Origin of the sequence: Arthrobacter sp. 4R501, from assembly GCF_002929755.1 — a bacterium.
GTDB lineage: Bacteria > Actinomycetota > Actinomycetes > Actinomycetales > Micrococcaceae > Arthrobacter.
Window position 1 is genome coordinate 15,205 of record NZ_PJIW01000002.1, and the last position, 16,540, is coordinate 31,744.

16 protein-coding genes are annotated in these 16,540 nt (G+C 66.2%); 10 read left to right on the forward strand and 6 right to left on the reverse strand.

The window, feature by feature from the left end:
• Positions 1 to 60 precede the first annotated feature (60 nt).
• Positions 61 to 702, forward strand: a complete 642-nt coding sequence (locus CXR02_RS01595; RefSeq protein WP_258060660.1) for a low molecular weight phosphatase family protein — start codon at positions 61 to 63, stop codon at positions 700 to 702.
• Positions 703 to 869: 167 nt separating this feature from the next.
• Positions 870 to 1,979: an LCP family protein gene (locus tag CXR02_RS01600; protein WP_104060404.1), complete on the forward strand. Its 1,110-nt coding sequence runs from the start codon at positions 870 to 872 to the stop codon at positions 1,977 to 1,979.
• A gap of 419 nt (positions 1,980 to 2,398) precedes the next feature.
• Here the strand turns inward: CXR02_RS01600 and CXR02_RS01610 are convergent, their stop codons facing one another.
• Positions 2,399 to 2,812, reverse strand: coding sequence for a hypothetical protein (locus CXR02_RS01610; protein ID WP_104060405.1), 414 nt, complete (start codon positions 2,810 to 2,812; stop codon positions 2,399 to 2,401).
• 471 nt (positions 2,813 to 3,283) lie between these two features.
• Here CXR02_RS01610 and CXR02_RS01615 point away from each other — a divergent pair, with 471 nt between their 5' ends.
• Positions 3,284 to 5,524, forward strand: a complete 2,241-nt coding sequence (locus tag CXR02_RS01615) for a S9 family peptidase (RefSeq protein ID WP_104060406.1) — start codon at positions 3,284 to 3,286, stop codon at positions 5,522 to 5,524.
• Between the two features lie 14 nt (positions 5,525 to 5,538).
• On the opposite strand, the gene CXR02_RS01620 is transcribed toward CXR02_RS01615, so the two are convergent.
• The 3 genes from CXR02_RS01620 to CXR02_RS01630 form a co-directional block, all read right to left on the reverse strand.
• Positions 5,539 to 6,006, reverse strand: coding sequence for an SRPBCC family protein (locus CXR02_RS01620; protein ID WP_248758970.1), 468 nt, complete (start codon positions 6,004 to 6,006; stop codon positions 5,539 to 5,541).
• Positions 6,007 to 6,112: 106 nt separating this feature from the next.
• Positions 6,113 to 6,670: a GNAT family N-acetyltransferase gene (locus tag CXR02_RS01625; RefSeq protein ID WP_104060407.1), complete on the reverse strand. Its 558-nt coding sequence runs from the start codon at positions 6,668 to 6,670 to the stop codon at positions 6,113 to 6,115.
• A gap of 105 nt (positions 6,671 to 6,775) precedes the next feature.
• Positions 6,776 to 7,930 (reverse strand): acetate kinase, encoded by a 1,155-nt coding sequence (locus CXR02_RS01630; protein WP_104060408.1) that lies wholly within the window; start codon positions 7,928 to 7,930, stop codon positions 6,776 to 6,778.
• A 149-nt stretch (positions 7,931 to 8,079) separates the two neighbouring features.
• Between CXR02_RS01630 and CXR02_RS01635 the strand changes: the two genes are divergently transcribed.
• The 3 genes from CXR02_RS01635 to CXR02_RS01645 all read left to right on the forward strand — a co-directional run bounded on the left by CXR02_RS01635 (position 8,080) and on the right by CXR02_RS01645 (position 9,763).
• A complete protein-coding gene (locus CXR02_RS01635; protein WP_104060634.1) occupies positions 8,080 to 9,195 on the forward strand; it encodes a GTP-binding protein in 1,116 nt (371 codons plus the stop codon).
• A 75-nt stretch (positions 9,196 to 9,270) separates the two neighbouring features.
• On the forward strand, positions 9,271 to 9,393 hold the full coding sequence (gene ykgO / locus CXR02_RS01640; protein ID WP_058931424.1) for a type B 50S ribosomal protein L36: 123 nt from the start codon (positions 9,271 to 9,273) through the stop codon (positions 9,391 to 9,393).
• Between the two features lie 112 nt (positions 9,394 to 9,505).
• On the forward strand, positions 9,506 to 9,763 hold the full coding sequence (locus CXR02_RS01645; protein ID WP_104060409.1) for a hypothetical protein: 258 nt from the start codon (positions 9,506 to 9,508) through the stop codon (positions 9,761 to 9,763).
• Positions 9,764 to 9,839: 76 nt separating this feature from the next.
• On the opposite strand, the gene pta is transcribed toward CXR02_RS01645, so the two are convergent.
• Positions 9,840 to 11,927 (reverse strand): phosphate acetyltransferase, encoded by a 2,088-nt coding sequence (pta, locus tag CXR02_RS01650; protein ID WP_104060410.1) that lies wholly within the window; start codon positions 11,925 to 11,927, stop codon positions 9,840 to 9,842.
• A gap of 165 nt (positions 11,928 to 12,092) precedes the next feature.
• On the opposite strand from pta, the gene CXR02_RS01655 reads away from it, so the two are divergent.
• The 4 genes from CXR02_RS01655 to CXR02_RS01670 all read left to right on the forward strand — a co-directional run bounded on the left by CXR02_RS01655 (position 12,093) and on the right by CXR02_RS01670 (position 15,872).
• A complete protein-coding gene (locus tag CXR02_RS01655) occupies positions 12,093 to 12,578 on the forward strand; it encodes a hotdog fold thioesterase (RefSeq protein ID WP_104060411.1) in 486 nt (161 codons plus the stop codon).
• 6 nt (positions 12,579 to 12,584) lie between these two features.
• The gene (paaK, locus tag CXR02_RS01660; protein ID WP_104060412.1) at positions 12,585 to 13,949 is read left to right on the forward strand and encodes a phenylacetate--CoA ligase PaaK; all 1,365 of its coding nucleotides are present in this window, start codon (positions 12,585 to 12,587) and stop codon (positions 13,947 to 13,949) included.
• A 72-nt stretch (positions 13,950 to 14,021) separates the two neighbouring features.
• Entirely contained in the window at positions 14,022 to 14,627 is a 606-nt protein-coding gene (locus CXR02_RS01665; RefSeq protein ID WP_104060413.1) for a TetR/AcrR family transcriptional regulator, read from the forward strand.
• 387 nt (positions 14,628 to 15,014) lie between these two features.
• Positions 15,015 to 15,872 (forward strand): S1C family serine protease, encoded by an 858-nt coding sequence (locus tag CXR02_RS01670; protein ID WP_258060661.1) that lies wholly within the window; start codon positions 15,015 to 15,017, stop codon positions 15,870 to 15,872.
• A 100-nt stretch (positions 15,873 to 15,972) separates the two neighbouring features.
• On the opposite strand, the gene CXR02_RS01675 is transcribed toward CXR02_RS01670, so the two are convergent.
• On the reverse strand, positions 15,973 to 16,380 hold the full coding sequence (locus CXR02_RS01675) for a VOC family protein (RefSeq protein WP_104060414.1): 408 nt from the start codon (positions 16,378 to 16,380) through the stop codon (positions 15,973 to 15,975).
• Positions 16,381 to 16,540 lie beyond the last annotated feature (160 nt).

Consider the following 16,540-nt stretch of genomic DNA (forward strand, 5'->3'; position numbering starts at 1 on the left):
AAGTTGAAAGGTACGACGGGCCGCACCGGGTCCGGCGCATCGGCTGGAAAGAGAAGTTCCGTGGAATCCCCCGCATCTGCCCCCGCACCCGTGAGGATCCTGACGGTCTGCACCGGCAACATCTGCCGTTCCCCCGTGGCTGAGCGACTGTTGCAGGCCGGGCTGGACCAGGTGATGCCGGGCGGATTCGAGGTCACCAGCGCCGGAACCCGGGCCATGGTGGGCGACCCCATGCAGCCGCTGTCCGGCGACATTGTGCGCACCTTCGGCGGGAACCCGGACGGTTTCGTCTCGCGGCAGCTGACCGGCAAGATCCTGCGCGGCGTGGACCTGGTCCTCACAATGACCTCGGGTCACCGCGGCGAAGTGCTCCAGCTGGACGCCTCCCTGCTCAAGCGCACCTTCACCATCCGCGAGTTTGCCCGCATGCTCGACGTCCTGGACGAGCGTGCGGACAGTGCCGCAAACGTTCCGGTAGCGGACGACGGCGGCAGTCCCCTCAGTGCCAACACCGCCTTCTGGCGGGGGCTGCCCGTGCGCGCCGCGTCCGTCCGGCACCTGTCACTGCCCGCGGATTCTTCCGAAAACGACATCATCGACCCCTACCGGCGCAGCCCCGAGATCTACCACCAGATGGAGGACGAACTGGCCCCGGCCATCGTTTCCATTCTGCGGCACGCGCGCCTGAACGTTCCCGCCTAAACGCTCCCGGGCAAGCCGGCATCAGCGAGGGGCAGACCAAGAGCCTAGTCCGCCCCGCACTGCGGGGCATTCCACTGAACCCGGCCAGCCGCCGTCGTACGTTACAGCATGGAAACGACACGCTCCGCGTTGTAGCCGGAACCGGGTCGGAGGGCGGACACTAAGTCATGGCGAGCACCCCAAGCGGTCCTGATCCGATCGGCCCCGGCAATTCCGGCCCCGAGCCTGCTGCGCCTGCCGCACTGAAACGGCGCCGCTTGATCGCGGCGGTGCTGTCGCTGGTACTGGTTGCGGTCGTCGCCGTGTCCGTCCTGCTGTTCACCAAGCCTGCCGCGGAAGTTGCGGCCCCGGCGCCCACCATCACTGACACCGCCACCTCCACTCCGTCGGAGACGACACCGCCCCCGCCCCCGGCACCGGCCCCTCCCCCGCCGCCCGAACCCATCGCGGAACTCCCCGCGGCGCCCATGAACATCCTGGTGATCGGCAGCGACAGCCGCGCGAACGCCCGGGAGCAGGCAGCCCACACTGCAGCCACGGGCGAATCGCAGGACCACCGCGCCGACACGCTCATGCTGGTCCACATCCCGGCCGACCGCCGCAGCGTGCACGTGGTCTCCCTCATGCGGGACCTCTACATAAACATCCCAGACTACGGTTATGCCAAGATCAACACCAGCCTGCAGGTGGGCGGCATACCGCTCGCGACCCGCACGGTGGAGTCCCTGATGGGGACCCACATCGACCATACGGTGATGCTGGACTTCCACGGTTTCAAGACGCTCACCGACGGGCTGGGCGGAATCGACGTGAACGTCACCGTGCCGTTCCAGTCCACTCACGAAACGCAGCACGTCTTCACACCGGGGGTGAACCACCTCGACGGCCAGGCGGCACTGGAATTCGTCCGCGAGCGCTACGCCTTCGTAGACGGCGACTTCCAGCGGGTCCGGAACCAGCAGACGTTCCTCCGCGCCATCCTCGCCCGGCTCACCAGCGACGGCGCCTTGCGCGACGTGACTGCGGTGCGGGCCCTGGTGAATTTCGCATCCGGCTACCTCACGGTGGACCAGGGCTTTGACCCCGTGGGCGTCGCGATCCTGGCCTACGGCATGCGCGACATCGACTCCAACGCCATTGTTTCGCTCACGCTTCCGACAGCCGGGGTGGGCACGGCACCAGGAGGGGCGTCGGTGGTGTTCCCGGACTATGGCGGGATCGCCCAGGTGGCGGCTGCCATGCGCGAAGGCCGGCTGCCCGAGTACGCGGGCGGGTAGTACGCCGGGGGTGATTGCTTGGCACCAGCTGGCGGGCACCAAGTGAAACGGCCCCCGGCTGTGCCGTGGGCCGTTTCATCGGTGACTTAACTCCGAGTGGGGTCCGGGCGTAGCGGTGCAGGCCCCGGATCCGGGACGGGCAGCGGTCCGGGAGGTTCCGGCGTCGGGATGGGGCTGGGCCTGTCCGGTCCCGGGTGGCCGGGCTCCGGACTGAAGGGGTCCGGGCCTGGTTCCGGCGGGAACGGCTCTGGTTCGTGCACTGGCGGGATGGTCATGGAACTTCCCCTCTCACGCTGGGCGGGTACGCCTTTGCGTGATCAGGATACGCCTGCCCGCCATCAACGCTCTCTCACATCCTGCAGAAATTTCCCGAACGCTCTCTCACTCCGGCTGTGAGTGCGTTCTAGTCCGACCTGTTTCTAGGCCGGACGGCGCAGTCGGACCGGGCGGGAAACCGGCGCATTGGCTGCTTCGCCAGCTTCCCTCATCAGCGGGACGGCGAAGCTCACCACCAGGCGGGCGTTGGCGTCGTCCGTGGACCTGATGGTCAGGCTTCTGGTGCCGGGCGGCAGGGACGGAGTGAATACCTGCAGATTGCGGGAGCCGAGGCTGGCCGAGTCCCGGAACATGTATTGCGTGCCCCAATGGTCTTCGATGGCAATCTCCGGGATGGCTCTCCCGGCAGCGGACTCCACGTGGATGTTGACCACCAGGCACGTGCTCCAGACTTCGACGGAGAGCACCGTGAACTCTGCGCCGGGCGTCAGGTGCAGGCCGTACGTGGGCGGCAGGAGCATCTTCCGGAGGATGCCTTTCGGAATCAGGTTTCGCATCTTCGCCCCCAATATCACTAAGAGTGCTTCCAATTAGCCCGCGATTAGGACGCCCTGTCAAGGTCCCTGCTCAGCCTCCTGCGGCAACCCGCACCAGCATGGCCAGGGACGCAGAGAAGTGGTCCCCGGCAGGGCCGGGGACCACCGTATCGGAAGGGTCGCCCGCAGACTGCCGATGCGCTGTCTGGCGCTGTGGCGTGCCGAAACGGCTAACCGCCCTAAGAGGCAGATGAAAAAGAACGCGTCCGGATCCTCCCGGTAATGCCGTTTTAGCACCTGGCGGAGGGCGGTTCAAGGGGTTCCGGCCGGTAACTTAGCTACTTGTCCGACTGGCGGCTCCGTTGATCTATCACTTACAGTCGCCTTGCCCCCGGCTTAGGGACCAAAAGTGATAGATCAACGTGGCAGGAGGGCGCTACCCCGGTAGCGAACGGCGGCTATTTTGTCCGCCCGGCTCTATATATTGAAGGCATGACCCAGACTCCGCTGCAGGATTCCGCCACTTCGTCCGCCGCCTCCTCCCCCGCGCCCCCAGTGGCCAAGAAGGTGCCGCACGAGCGGACGCACCACGGCGACACATTCGTGGACAACTACGAGTGGCTGCGTGAGAAGGAATCTGCCGAAGTGGTTGAGCACCTGAAGGCCGAGAACGCCTACCAGGAGGCCGTCACCGCCCACCAGGAGCCGTTGCGCGAGGCCATCTTCCAGGAAATCAAGGGCCGCACCCAGGAGACAGACCTGTCTGTCCCAAACCGCAAGGACGACTGGTGGTACTTCAGCCGCTCGGTTGAGGGCAAGGAGTACGGCATCCAGTGCCGCGTCCGCGCCCAGGACACCGGCAACCCGGTGGCCGACTGGACTCCCCCCGCAGTGGAGGCCGGCGTCGAAATCCCCGGCGAGGAAGTGCTGCTGGACGGCAACATCGAAGCCGAAGGCAAGCCGTTCTTCTCGGTGGGCGGATCGGCCGTCACGGTGGACGGTAACCTTTACGCCTACGCCGTGGACAACGCCGGCGACGAACGTTTCACCCTCCACATCAAGGACCTCCGCACCGGGGAACTCCTCCCGGACGTCATCGAGAACATCTTCTACGGCGTCAGCTTCTCCCCCGACGGCACCCGCATTTTCTACACCGTGGTGGACGATTCGTGGCGCCCGTACCAGGTCAAGTCCCACGTCCTGGGCACGCCGGTCACCGACGATGAGGTGATTTACCAGGAGGACGACGTCGCCATGTGGCTGGGCTTTGAGCTCTCCGCTGACAGGCGCCACCTCGTGCTGGGCATCGGCTGCTCCGAGTACAGCGAGACCCGCCTGCTGCGTTTCGATGACCCGACGGCGGCCCTCACCACCGTGATTTCGCGGGACGAGCGCGTCCTCTACGAGGCCGAGCCGTTCCTGCTCACCGGTCCTGACGGCGAAAAATCAGAACGCATCCTGCTCACCCACAACCGCGGTGCCATCAACTCCATGGTCTCCCTGGCGGACCCCGCCGAACTCGCCAAGCCGCTGGCCGAGCAGCACTGGAGTACTGTCGTCGAGCATTCCGACGACGTCCGCGTCAACGGTGCCGGCGTCACCTCCACGCACCTGATTGTGTCCGTCCGCAAAGACACCATCGAACGCGTCCAGGTGATGGGACTGGCCGGCCTCGGTACGCCCGCTCAGGAAGCTCCGGTGGAACCGGCGTTCGACGAGGAGCTGTACACGGCCGGCGTCGGCGGTTCGGACTACGAGGCACCGGTGATCCGGCTGGGCTACACGTCCTACTTCACGCCGTCGCGCGTCTACGATTTTGTGTTGCCCACCCCGGCGCACCCCGCCGGCGAGCTGCTGCTCCGCAAGGAAAGCCCGGTGCTGGGCGGCTACGTCGGCAGCGACTACGTGGCCACCCGCGAATGGGCCGACGCCGCGGACGGCACCAGGATCCCCTTGTCAGTGCTGCGCCACAGGAGCGTCAAACAGGATTCGACGGCGGCGGGCCTGGTCTACGGGTACGGCTCCTACGAGCTGAGCATGGACCCCGGTTTCGGCATCGCCCGGCTGTCGCTGTTGGACCGCGGCGTGGTGTTTGTGATCGCGCACATCCGCGGCGGCGGCGAGCTGGGCCGGCACTGGTATGAGGACGGCAAGAAGCTCGCCAAGAAGAACACCTTCACCGACTTTGTGGACGCCACGGACTGGCTGGCCAAGTCCGGGTGGGTGGATCCGTCCCGGATTGCGGCGCTCGGCGGTTCCGCAGGCGGTCTGCTGATGGGCGTAGTGGCCAACCTGGCACCGGAAAAGTACGCAGCGGTGGTGGCGCAGGTGCCGTTCGTGGACGCCCTCACCACCATCCTGGACCCGGAGCTTCCGCTGTCCGCCCTGGAGTGGGAGGAGTGGGGCAACCCCATCACGGACCCCGAGGTGTACGCCTACATGAAGTCCTATTCACCGTACGAGAATGTGCGTTCCGTTGCGTACCCCAAGGTGGCCGCGGTGACGTCCTTTAACGACACCCGCGTCCTGTACGTGGAGCCGGCCAAGTGGGTCCAGGAGCTGCGGAACAAGACCACCGGCGCGGAGCCTGTGGTGATGAAGATCGAAATGGACGGCGGCCACGGCGGCGCGTCCGGGCGCTATGTCCAGTGGCGCGAGCGGGCGTGGGACTACGCGTTCATCGCCGATTCCCTCGGCGCCAAGGACCTGCTGCCCGGGGCCGGCCTCAAATAGCCATCGATTGCGACTCAGCCGTCATCCCTGCCGTATTCGGGGTGCTCGGCCAGCAGTTCCGCCAACGTCTCGAGGTTGGCGCGGACCGTCCTGGCCTGGGCTTGTTCCACGAACCGGTCGGCCAGTTTGCCGAACACCCCGCCCAGGCCAGACGCCGCATCGATCCGGAAGTTCAGGCGGGTCCCATCACCTTCAGGTTCCAAGACATTGGTGACAGTGAATTCCAGCTTTCCTTCCACAGAGCGGGACACAAAGCGGGTTGGAGGCTGGAATTCGATGACCTCCGTTGTCCAGTCGAATTTCCTGCCCACCACCTTGCTGGCGCCCTTGACCCGGGTGCCGACTGCAACAGGCTCGGTCCCGACCGTTTCGGCATGGACCGCCGAGGAGTCCCAGACTGGAATGTTTTCGCCCTTTGACAGGAAATTGAAGACTTCCTGTGGCGGGCGGGCAATGTAGACGTTTTCTTCCACGGTGGGCATCGGATTCTCCTTGGACACGCCTGTTGCCAGCGCGGCATGGCCGGCAGCTAGGCACAGGAAAAGTCTGTCCCCGGCGCTTGAGGCCGTCAATGGCCATTCGTTTCCCTCACTGGGACCGGGCGCGCCATTCGTCCTCGAGGATCGCGTAGCCCAGCTCGGTGGCCCACTGGCCTTTGTAGTGCCATTTGTTCACCAGCCGGGCTTCCAACCGCATGCCAAGCCGTTCGCATAGAGCGGCGGAGGCGGTGTTCAGGGCGTCGAGCTTTGCCTCGATCCGGTGCATCCCCAGTTCCTCGAACCCCAGTTTCAGCACCGCATCCGCGGCCTCTGCCCCGTAGCCCTTGCCCCGCGCGGCCGGCGCCAGGGTCCATCCGACTTCGCCCTGCCCGCGCCCCGGAAGCCACTTCAGCACCACTTCACCCAGCAGCCCCGGCGATCCCTTCGCCTCGATGGCCAGGCATACCCAGTCGTTCTCCTTCTCGAAGACGAAGTTGGCGTACTTCCCCACGGATTCCATGCACTTTGTGTAGCTCTTGGCTTCCCCCGGCAGGAAGCGGGCCGTTTCGGGCAGCGAATGGTAAGCGTGGAAGGCGTCCAGGTCCGCAGCGTCGAACTGGCGCAGGATCAGCCGCTCGGTGCGGATGGGCAAAGTGATCTCAGGCATGAACTGAGGCTACCCCGCAGCCCGGTGACCGAGCTTTTCGAGATCCGGGTTTCGACAAGCTCAACCACCGGGGCGGCCAAGCTCGATCACCGGGTTTCGACAGGCTCAACCACCAACGACGGCCGCAGTTGCCTCTGCGATGGCGCGCTCTTCGTCGGTGGGCACCACCAACACCGGGATTGCGGACGCTGCCGTGGAAATCACCCGCGGTTCCCTGGACCGCTGACTGTTCAGGCCGGTGTCGAGCTCTATGCCCAGCGCATGCAGCCTGTCAGTCACGAGGGCGCGGAACTGGTACGAGTTTTCGCCGATCCCCGCCGTGAACACGAGTGCCTTGGCACCACCGACGGCCACGTGGTATCCGCCGATGTACTTGGCCAGCCGGTAGGACGTGACGGCGAGCGCCATCGAAGCCTTGGCGTCGCCGGACTCTGACGCCTCCACCACCGAGCGCATGTCGTTGTTCCCGGCGAGCCCCTTCAGCCCCGATTCGCGGTTGAGCATGGCGTCGATGTCGTCCGGCGTCCACCCGATCCGGCCGAGAAAGACCAGAATGGAGGGATCGAGGTCGCCCGAGCGGGTGCCCATCACCAGGCCCTCCAACGGCGTGAAGCCCATAGACGTGTCCACCGATTGACCACGGCGGATGGCCGTGACGGAAGCGCCGTTCCCCAGGTGGGCGATCACGCCGTCGAACTCGTCCACGGGCAGATCCAGCAGCACCGCGGCGCGGTGCGTGACGTACTCGTGCGAGGTGCCGTGGAAGCCGTAGCGGCGGATGCCGTGGTTCGTGTAGAGCTCATCGGGGACGGCGTAGCGCCAGGCGTGCTCGGGCAGGGTGCGGTGGAAAGCGGTGTCGAACACGGCCACCTGCGGCAGGTCCGGCCACTTCCTGCTGATGGCGCGGATGCCCAGGACGTTGGCGGGGTTGTGCAGCGGCGCCAGTGGGTTGAGGCGCTCGATGGCGCGGGTGATCTCGTTGTCGATCAGCACCGGCTCGGCGAAGCGCTCACCGCCGTGCACCACACGGTGGCCCACCGCCGCCAGGTCCAGGTCCCCGAGCTCGGCATGGATAGCGGCATCTACCAGTTCCAGCGCCTCCGCATGATCTCGGGGGCCCTCGATTTCGCCGTCGCCATCACCGCCGTTGCCCATGCCGATCTTCTCGATCAGCCCTTCGGTCAGCACAATGCCGGCGGCCACGTCCCGGACCTGGTACTTGAGCGAGGACGAACCGGAATTGATAACGAGCACAAGCATGGGGCCTCCTGAAGCCTCGGTGCCGCGGGGCACAGCTGACGAGGGGTGGTGCCGGAGCCTGGTGCAGCGCTCCCTGGGATCCACTCTATAAGTTGCCCCCTGGGCACGTTGACTTGTAAATGATAATGATTCTCATTAGAGTGATCGGCATGCATATCACTGTGATCAGCTCCCTGGACGCCCTGTGCCGCCAGCAATCCTGCCAAGACGCGGCCGCGGCCAATCCCGGCGCCGCGGTGGTCCTGCACGACCTGTTGGAGAACGGCGTGGTCATCCGCAGGATCTCCAGCCAGTCCGGGCTTGTGGAGCGCACCGAGACGCAGCTGGAACACGGCTGCCTGAGCTGCACGGTACGGCTGGACCTCGTGCCCACCATCGAGCGGCTGCTGGAACGCGGGGAGACCCAGGCCATCATCGGGCTCCCTCCGGCCGTGTCCGCGGAGGCAGCGATCGGCGCCCTGCGGCGTGGCCTTTCCCGCCCGGTGACGATTGACTCCGCTGTCCTTGCCTGCGCCCCTGACACGCTGGAGGACCACATTTGGGACCACCACACCCTGTTTGAGTCCGGGTTCACGCCGGTCCCGGAGGACCAGCGCACTGCGGGTGAATTCCTCATCGGCGAGCTGTCGTTCAATGACACCGTCCTGCTGGCGGAGGTGGACCTGTTTCCGGCCGACCCCGCCCTGCGTGTTCGCGGCGTGCAACTGGTCAGGGAACTGGCCCCTCACGCTGACGTGGCCGAAAACGCCCGCCTCATCCGCCCGGGCCGCCACAACTACCACGACGCCCTGAGCCGGACGGTCCCCGGTTCGGTGCGGATCCCGGCGTCGTCCTCCACGTCACCGTTCACTACCGTCACCCACCGGGCCCAACGACCGCTGCACCCTGAGCGGTTCCGGCACGCCCTGGCGTCCCTCGCGGAAGGGTGCTGCTGGTTGCGGGGACGCCTGTGGATCGCCGCCGCACCGCAGTGCCGGATCGCCATCCAGGGCATCGGCCCGCGTGTCTGGCTCGAAAATACCGGACCGTGGCTGGCAGACCAGGACGCCGGTGCGGCGCCCGATCCCCTCAACCATGTGGACGCCCACCTGGACTGGCATCCGGAACACGGGGACCGCGGAAGCGTGCTGGCCGCGACCGGAGAGGGCATGGACCCGGCGGAAATTGCGCAGCTGCTCTCCGCCTGCGAACTCACCGACGCGGAAATGGAGGCCGGGTTCGCCGGACTGACCGACCCGTTCCAGCTCGACCCCGCCCCGTCCTGAACGGGCCCGGCTTCACGCTGCGCCAGCGGCCAAAACGCCACCCACCAACCGCCACCAACAACAAGGAGCAAGCCCATGAAAGTCAGAAACTCCCTCCGCGCCCTGAAGAAGGTTCCCGGCGCCCAGATCGTCCGACGCCGGGGCCGCACCTTTGTCATCAACAAAAAGAACCCGAGGATGAAGGCCCGTCAGGGCTGAGGCTGCGGACCGGCTCACCCCGCGTCTGCCGTTGCGTCAGCGGCCCGTTGCGTCAGCCGCGGCAGGCGCCTAGAGTCGGCGGACACGTTGCACTACCCAGAGAGGGACTTTCATGCCGAACGACACCACTCAGTCCGACAACACCGAGCCCGGGACAGCAGAACCCGCCTCCGGCACCAAGGACCCTACCGGCGTCGAGGGTTCCAACCCGGCCCTGGACGACACCGGAAGCCCCAAGGTGGACGAAGTGGGCGAGGCTGCTGAGCAGCCCAAGGATCCGCAAAACCTGGATCTCACGCCCGAAGGACTCTCCGACGAGCCCGCCAAGGAAGAAGACCCGGACAGCCTGGCCAAGCCGGAAAACAGCTAACCAGCGCGGCTCCGGCACCGGTGGTTGAGCCTGTCGAAACCGGGTCGAGGGGTTTCGACAGGCTCAACCACCGGTATTAGACCGCTGCCGGGGACGGCACCTGCGCCTGGATGGCCGTGATGGCCACCGTGTTCACGATGTCCTCCACGGTGCAGCCGCGCGAGAGGTCGTTGACCGGCTTGCGCAGACCCTGCAGGACGGGCCCGACGGCGACCGCCCCCGAGCTTTGCTGCACCGCCTTGTACGTGTTGTTGCCGGTGTTCAGGTCCGGGAAGATGAACACGGTCGCCTGGCCTGCCACCGACGAGCCGGGCATTTTGGAGGCCGCGATGGAAGCGTCCACGGCGGCGTCGTACTGGATGGGGCCTTCGACGGCGAGATCCGGGCGGCGTTCACGCACCAGTTCGGTGGCCTGCCGGACTTCGTCCACGGCCTCGCCGGAACCCGAGCCGCCGGTGGAGTAGGACAGCATGGCCACCCGCGGCTCCACCCCGAACTGCACCGCGGTTTCGGCCGAGGCGAGGGCGATGTCCGCGAGCTGCTCCACGTTGGGATCGGGGTTCACGGCGCAGTCGCCATAGACCAGCACCCGGTCCGGCATGAGCATCAGGAACACAGAGGACACGATCTTCACGCCGTCGCGCGTTTTGACGAACTCCAGCGCCGGGCGGATGGTGTGCGCGGTGGTGTGCGCGGCGCCGGACACCATGCCGTCCACCACGCCCAGCTGGACCATCATGGTGCCGAAGTAGCTGCCGTCCTGCATGATCTCCAGCGCCTTGGGCAGGTCCACGCCCTTGTGCGCGCGCAGCTCGGCGTACTTCTCCGCGAACCCCTGCCGCAGTTCCGAGGTAGCCGGGTCCACGATGTTGATCCCCGCTAGGTCGATACCGTTGGCCGCGGCCAGCTCGCGGACGTCGCTTTCCCGGCCCAGCAGGGTCAGATCGCAGACGTCGCGGCGGTGCAGGATTTCGGCGGCCTGCAGGATCCGGACGTCCGTTCCCTCCGGCAGCACCACGTGCCGGCGCTGCCCCCTGGCCCGTTCGATGAGGTCGTGCAGGAACCGCAGCGGGGTCATCCGCTCCAGTCGCGGCAGGTGGAGGCGTTCCACAAGTTCGGCCTCGTCCACCCGCCTGGACCACAGTCCCAGGGCGGAGGCCACCTTGCGGCGGTGCCCGGACCAGATCTCGCTGCGGACCTCGGAGACCCGCTTGGCGGTGGTGTAGGTGTCCTGGCTGGCGGCAAACACGGGGAACGGCGCCTGCGCCAGGAGCGGGTAGATGTTGGCGTCGGGGGACAGCCCGCCGGTCAGGATCAGCGCAGACGGCACCGGGAATTCCGGCGAGAACGACGACGCCAGGCAGGCCACCATCACGTCCGCCCGGTCGCCCGGAACGATCACCAGGGCGCCCTCTTCCAGCACGTTCAGGAAGTTGCCCACGTTCATGGCCGCCACCTTGATGTCCCGGACGTCGCGTTCCATGTCCGCGAGGCCGGCGATCTGGCGTACACCCAGCGCCGTGGCAACCTCGCCGGTGGTGGGCCGGGCGATCTCCTCCAGCTCCGGCAGGACGTACACGGGCCGGTTGGATGCGCCCGGTTTGATGGCGGCCGCGATTTCCTCCATCAGGTCCGGGTCCGCGCGGTTCACCATGATGGCCAGCAGCGTGCACTTTTCCGCTACCAGTTCCTTGCGGGCAACCTCGACGGCGGCCGCGGCCTCCGCGACGCTGAGCCCCTTGGCGCCCACCACCGCAACCACCGGCGCGGCCAGGTTGTTGGCCAGCCGGGCGTTGAGGTCAAACTCGACGGCGGCGTCCTGGCCGGTGAGGTCCGTCCCCTCCACGATCACCACGTCGCAATGCTTGGCAATCTCGGCGAAGATCTCCACGCAGCGCGCATCGATCTCGGCGCGTTTTCCGTCTGCCAGGAGGGCACGCACTTCGGTGGACGTCAGGCCGCCACGGCAACGGTCGTCGTCGAGCGCGAAGCGTGATTTCATCAGCGCCACCATGGGGTCGCTGGCGGCGTCCGGGCCGTGGACCACCGGTTTGAAGAAGCCGATCCGGTCCGCGTGCCGGTGGAGCGTGTCCGCGAGGCCCAGGGCCACGAGCGATTTGCCCGACCCCGGGGTGGTCGCGCTGACGTAGATGCCTTTGGCCATGGTCCGCCCTTTGCTGTGCGTGGTGCCGGTCCCTCCATCCTTGCACTTCCGTGCCGGGGGTCCCACCGATGAGGGGTACCCAAAGACCGGTCTGCCCTTGACACCGGACCTGCATATGGGATTACCTAATGAACATTCGGTATATAAAGCTGGAGGCAATGACGCATGGCTGAAGCAGCACTCTCCGGGGCCACCCACCCCATCCTGGAAAACGACTACGCCTCCGAATGGATGGGCATCGAAGTCCTCGCCGTCAGCGACGGGCACGCCACCATCCGAATGACACTCCGGCAGGAAATGCTCAACGGGTTCGGTATGGCCCACGGCGGAATGATCTTCGCCTTCGCCGATTCCGCGTTCGCCCTTGCCTGCAATCCGGTCAATCCCACCCCGGAAGAGGCCGACAGCATCACAGTTGCCGCCGGCGTCGACATCAACTTCCTCAAGCCGGCCTACCGCGGCCAGGTGATCACCGCCGTCGCGAACCGCCGGTCTAGCTCAGGGCGCAGCGGGCTGTACGACATCCAGATTTTCGCGGCCGACGCCGATACGCAGCACGGTGCCCAGCCCGATTCGATTCCCAGCTCCGGCAACCCGGGGGAACTCATTGCCGAGTTCCGCGGACGCAGCCGCACCATCCCCAAGAAGTAGGAAACCATGACCCTCCACGCCCCCGAAACCCCCATGCCGCAGTCCACGTCCCAGGGCACAGATCCCATCCTGGACCGCGAGGAAACCATCTCCCGCGACGAACTCGAGGCCCTCCAGCTCACCCGCCTCCAGCACACCGTGGCCTACGCCTACGACCGCGTGCCGCTCTACAAGCGCAAATTCGACGACGCCGGCATCCACCCCGCCGACCTCCGCGAACTGAGCGACCTCGGCAACTTCCCCTTCACCACCAAGGAAGACCTGCGCGCCGAATACCCGTTCGGCATGTTCGCCGTGCCCCAGAGAGAGGTAGCCCGAATCCACGCAAGCTCGGGCACCACAGGCCGGCCCACCGTCGTCGGGTACACCAAGCAGGACCTGGCCGACTGGGCCAAACTGGTGGCGCGCTGCCTCCGCGCGTCAGGCGTCCGGCCCGGAATGAAGGTCCACAACGCCTACGGTTACGGCCTGTTTACGGGCGGTTTGGGCGCGCACGCCGGCGCTGAAGCGCTGGGCTGCACCGTCATCCCGATGTCCGGCGGGCAGACCGAACGCCAGATCCAGCTCATCCAGGACTTCCAGCCGGACGCCATCCTGGCCACGCCCACGTACCTGCTCACCATCGCTGACGCCATGGCCCACATGGGCATCGACCCGACGTCGACCTCGCTCAAGTACGCAGTCCTGGGCGCCGAGCCCTGGACGCAGGAGATGCGGCACGAACTCGAAGTCACCATGAACATCAAGGCCTGCGACATCTACGGCCTGTCCGAAGTGATGGGCCCGGGCGTCGCCGGCGAGGCCGTGGAAACCCAGGACGGCAGCCACATCTGGGAGGACCACTTCCGCCCCGAAATCATCGACGCCTTCAACCCCGAAGTGGGCAAGGAAAACGTCCTGCGCGACGGCGAACACGGCGAACTCGTTTTCACCTCGCTCACCAAGGAAGCCCTGCCGATCATCCGCTACCGCACCAAGGACCTCACCCGCCTCCTGCCCGGCACCGCCCGCCCCGCACACCGCAGGATGGGCCGCATCACCGGCCGCAGCGACGACATGATCATCCTCCGCGGCGTGAACCTTTTCCCGTCCCAGATCGAGGAAATCGCACTGCGCATCCCCGAACTCAGCCCCCACTTCCAGCTCGAACTCACCCGCCCCGAAGGCCAGCGGATGGACCAGCTGACCGTCAAGATCGAACGCCGGGACACGGTGACAGCAGAGCAGAGTACGACGGCGGCACGCACCTTACAGGAACAGATCAAGATCCACGTGGGTTCCTCGTGCGCCGTTGACGTGGTGGAGCCGGGTTCACTGGAGCGGTCAAACGGCAAGCTGCGCCGGATCTACGACCTCCGTCCCAAGGCGTAGCGCGAACGGACACTTAAGGCCCCCGCTGCGCCGCTGCAGGGATTACCGAACGTTCATGGGAAAATAGCCGGTATGCCCACTACAGCAGCCCCCAGCAAGCGCGGCCGTCCCGGTTACGACCAGCAGTCGGTGCTGCTCATCGCCGTCGACGTCTTCAACCGGCACGGCTATGACGCCACGTCCATGGGCATCCTGGCCGAGAACCTGGGCATCTCGAAATCGGCCATCTACCACCACGTGCCGTCCAAGGGCGACCTCCTGAAGCTCGCCCTGGACCATGCGCTCGGTGGCCTGGAATCAATCCTCGAACAGCCCGGGGCGCAAAGCGGCGCGGCGGACGCACGGCTGGAATTTGTCCTGCGTCAGACCGTGGCCGTTCTGGTGGAGCGGCTGCCGTTTGTCACGCTGCTCCTACGGTTGCGGGGCAACACTGACATTGAGCGCGACGCCCTGGAACGCCGTCGCGCGTTTGATCACGAGGTGGCCGCCCTGATTTCCGCAGCCCGCGACGAAGGCTCGCTGCGCCAGGACATCGATCCGCGCACCGTCACGCGACTGCTGTTCGGCACCATCAACTCAATCGTGGAATGGTACAAACCGGGCGGCTCCCTCACGCCGGAAAAACTGGCCGACGACGTCATCACCATCGCGTTCGACGGGCTCCACGCGCAGCACTAGCATGAATTACGGCCATCCCCGGACCCCTCCACCGTGTGGATATCCGGGCGCGACGGTACTGGCCTGCCGGTCCTGTGCACCGCTACGGTAGATGGAAGAGCCAGCGTCCGCGGGGAGGTTGTCCATGAAGCCGTCAACCAGTCGAACACGCCGTTCAGCCAGATTCCGGACAGCGACATGGTGCGTCCTGACGGCCGCCCTCCTGGCAGTTACGGCCTGCACGGGCTCACCCGTTCCGCCGGGCCCCACCGAACCGACCCCGGGCGCCACATCCGCCATGGCCACCCCGGGCAGCAGCGGCCCTGCCAGCGCCGAGGCCCCCGCAGCCCCCGCAGCCCCCGACGCAGCGGGCGGCATCACCGCGATTGTGGAAAACCTGTCCCCCCCGTGGTTACCATCTTCACCGACGGCGGGCTCGGCAGCGGCGTGGTCTACTCTGAGGACGGCCTGATCCTCACCAATGAGCATGTCATCCGCGGCCAAACTGACGTGGAGGTGGCCTTCGCGGATGGCCAGCGCGTTTCCGGCACGGTCAAGGCAACCGACCCCGTGACTGACCTTGCGCTCGTCCAGGCTAACCGGACGGGCCTGCCTAAACCGGTGTACCAGACCTCGCTGCCCAAGGTAGGCGAAGGGGCCGTGGTCCTGGGTTCGCCGCTTGGATTCGAGAACACGGCCACCGCGGGGATCATCTCAGGCCTGCACCGCTCCATTCCCGGCTCGGCACAGAACAGCCTTTCGCTGGTGGACCTGATCCAGACTGATGCGCCCATCAGCCCCGGCAATTCCGGCGGCGCCCTGATCAACATGCGCGGCGAGGTGGTGGGCATCAGCGAGGCCTACATTCCGCCGTCGTCCGGCGCTGTGGCGCTGGGCTTCGCCATTCCGGCGGCCACCGCCGTCGAGGTGGCCGAGGAGTTGCTGGCGGATGGCTCGGCGGAGCATGCCTACGTGGGGCTCACTCCCGGCGAACTGACCCGGCAGATCGCCGAACAGCTGGGCATCGACGCGAGCACCGGCGTCGTGGTTTTGTCCGTTGACGACCACGGCCCGGCCGGCACTGCGGGGATCCGTCCAGGTGATGTGCTGGAGTCGATGGAAGGCGTGGACCTCGCTGCGCCGGAGAAGCTGCTGGCCGAGCTCAGGAACCGCAACCCGGGCGACACGGTGGGATTCAAAGTCAAGCGGGGCGACGAGAGCCTGGACATCAAGGTGGAACTCATCGAATGGCCGTTGGTCCCGTAAGCCCAATCCAACGTGGGCCTAGACGAGGCAGGAGGGGAGCCCCCGTTCGCTGGGACGCCCCTCCTGCGGTCTGCAAGCGGCTGGCAGTGCCGCCTACGGGTCAGAGCTGGTATTCGGCTTGCATGCCCAACGTCTCGTGAACGCAGAGGATGTTGTGCTCCGTGTCCATGAACCAGGCGCACTTCTCGGAGTCCTTGGTGCAGATATGGTTCTCGGTCTTGAGGTTGGGCAGGTCATAATCCTGGAACCGGACGCCCTTGGCCTCCATGTCCTGCACGATCCGCTCAATGTCTCGCACCTCGAAACTGAGGGCAGTGTGCTCGGAGTGTTTCCCGTCCGAGACCGGCAACAACTGCAGCATCGGGCCGCCGTCGCTACCCAGTAATTCGCTTCCATCGTCTGTCATTCCGCGGTGCGGGAGTCCCAGTTTTTCGGTGTAGAAACTGTGGGCGCGCGCTGCGTCATCGACGGGCAGGATGGTTGTGGCTGTGTTCAGGGCTAGGTTCATTTGGCCACCTCCTACGGTGGAAATTTTACGCCGCGGCAACCCGGAAAGATCCAAACGCTCTCTCACATAATGCGGGAAAAACCCCCGACGCTCTCTCACTTTCCTCAAGAAAGTGCGAGAGCGTCGCCGGAAACCTTACGTTTAGGTGAGAGAGCGTCCG

What these genes read in the sequence shown, in the direction of transcription:
- CXR02_RS01600 (WP_104060404.1), top strand. Translation starts at nt 870, where the DNA reads ATGGCGAGCACCCCAAGCGGTCCTGATCCGATCGGCCCCGGCAATTCC.
- CXR02_RS01610 (WP_104060405.1), bottom strand. Translation starts at nt 2,812, where the DNA reads ATGCGAAACCTGATTCCGAAAGGCATCCTCCGGAAGATGCTCCTGCCG.
- CXR02_RS01615 (WP_104060406.1), top strand. Translation starts at nt 3,284, where the DNA reads ATGACCCAGACTCCGCTGCAGGATTCCGCCACTTCGTCCGCCGCCTCC.
- CXR02_RS01620 (WP_248758970.1), bottom strand. Translation starts at nt 6,006, where the DNA reads ATGCCCACCGTGGAAGAAAACGTCTACATTGCCCGCCCGCCACAGGAA.
- CXR02_RS01625 (WP_104060407.1), bottom strand. Translation starts at nt 6,670, where the DNA reads ATGCCTGAGATCACTTTGCCCATCCGCACCGAGCGGCTGATCCTGCGC.
- CXR02_RS01630 (WP_104060408.1), bottom strand. Translation starts at nt 7,930, where the DNA reads ATGCTTGTGCTCGTTATCAATTCCGGTTCGTCCTCGCTCAAGTACCAG.
- CXR02_RS01635 (WP_104060634.1), top strand. Translation starts at nt 8,080, where the DNA reads ATGCATATCACTGTGATCAGCTCCCTGGACGCCCTGTGCCGCCAGCAA.
- ykgO (WP_058931424.1), top strand. Translation starts at nt 9,271, where the DNA reads ATGAAAGTCAGAAACTCCCTCCGCGCCCTGAAGAAGGTTCCCGGCGCC.
- CXR02_RS01645 (WP_104060409.1), top strand. Translation starts at nt 9,506, where the DNA reads ATGCCGAACGACACCACTCAGTCCGACAACACCGAGCCCGGGACAGCA.
- pta (WP_104060410.1), bottom strand. Translation starts at nt 11,927, where the DNA reads ATGGCCAAAGGCATCTACGTCAGCGCGACCACCCCGGGGTCGGGCAAA.
- CXR02_RS01655 (WP_104060411.1), top strand. Translation starts at nt 12,093, where the DNA reads ATGGCTGAAGCAGCACTCTCCGGGGCCACCCACCCCATCCTGGAAAAC.
- paaK (WP_104060412.1), top strand. Translation starts at nt 12,585, where the DNA reads ATGACCCTCCACGCCCCCGAAACCCCCATGCCGCAGTCCACGTCCCAG.
- CXR02_RS01665 (WP_104060413.1), top strand. Translation starts at nt 14,022, where the DNA reads ATGCCCACTACAGCAGCCCCCAGCAAGCGCGGCCGTCCCGGTTACGAC.
- CXR02_RS01675 (WP_104060414.1), bottom strand. Translation starts at nt 16,380, where the DNA reads ATGAACCTAGCCCTGAACACAGCCACAACCATCCTGCCCGTCGATGAC.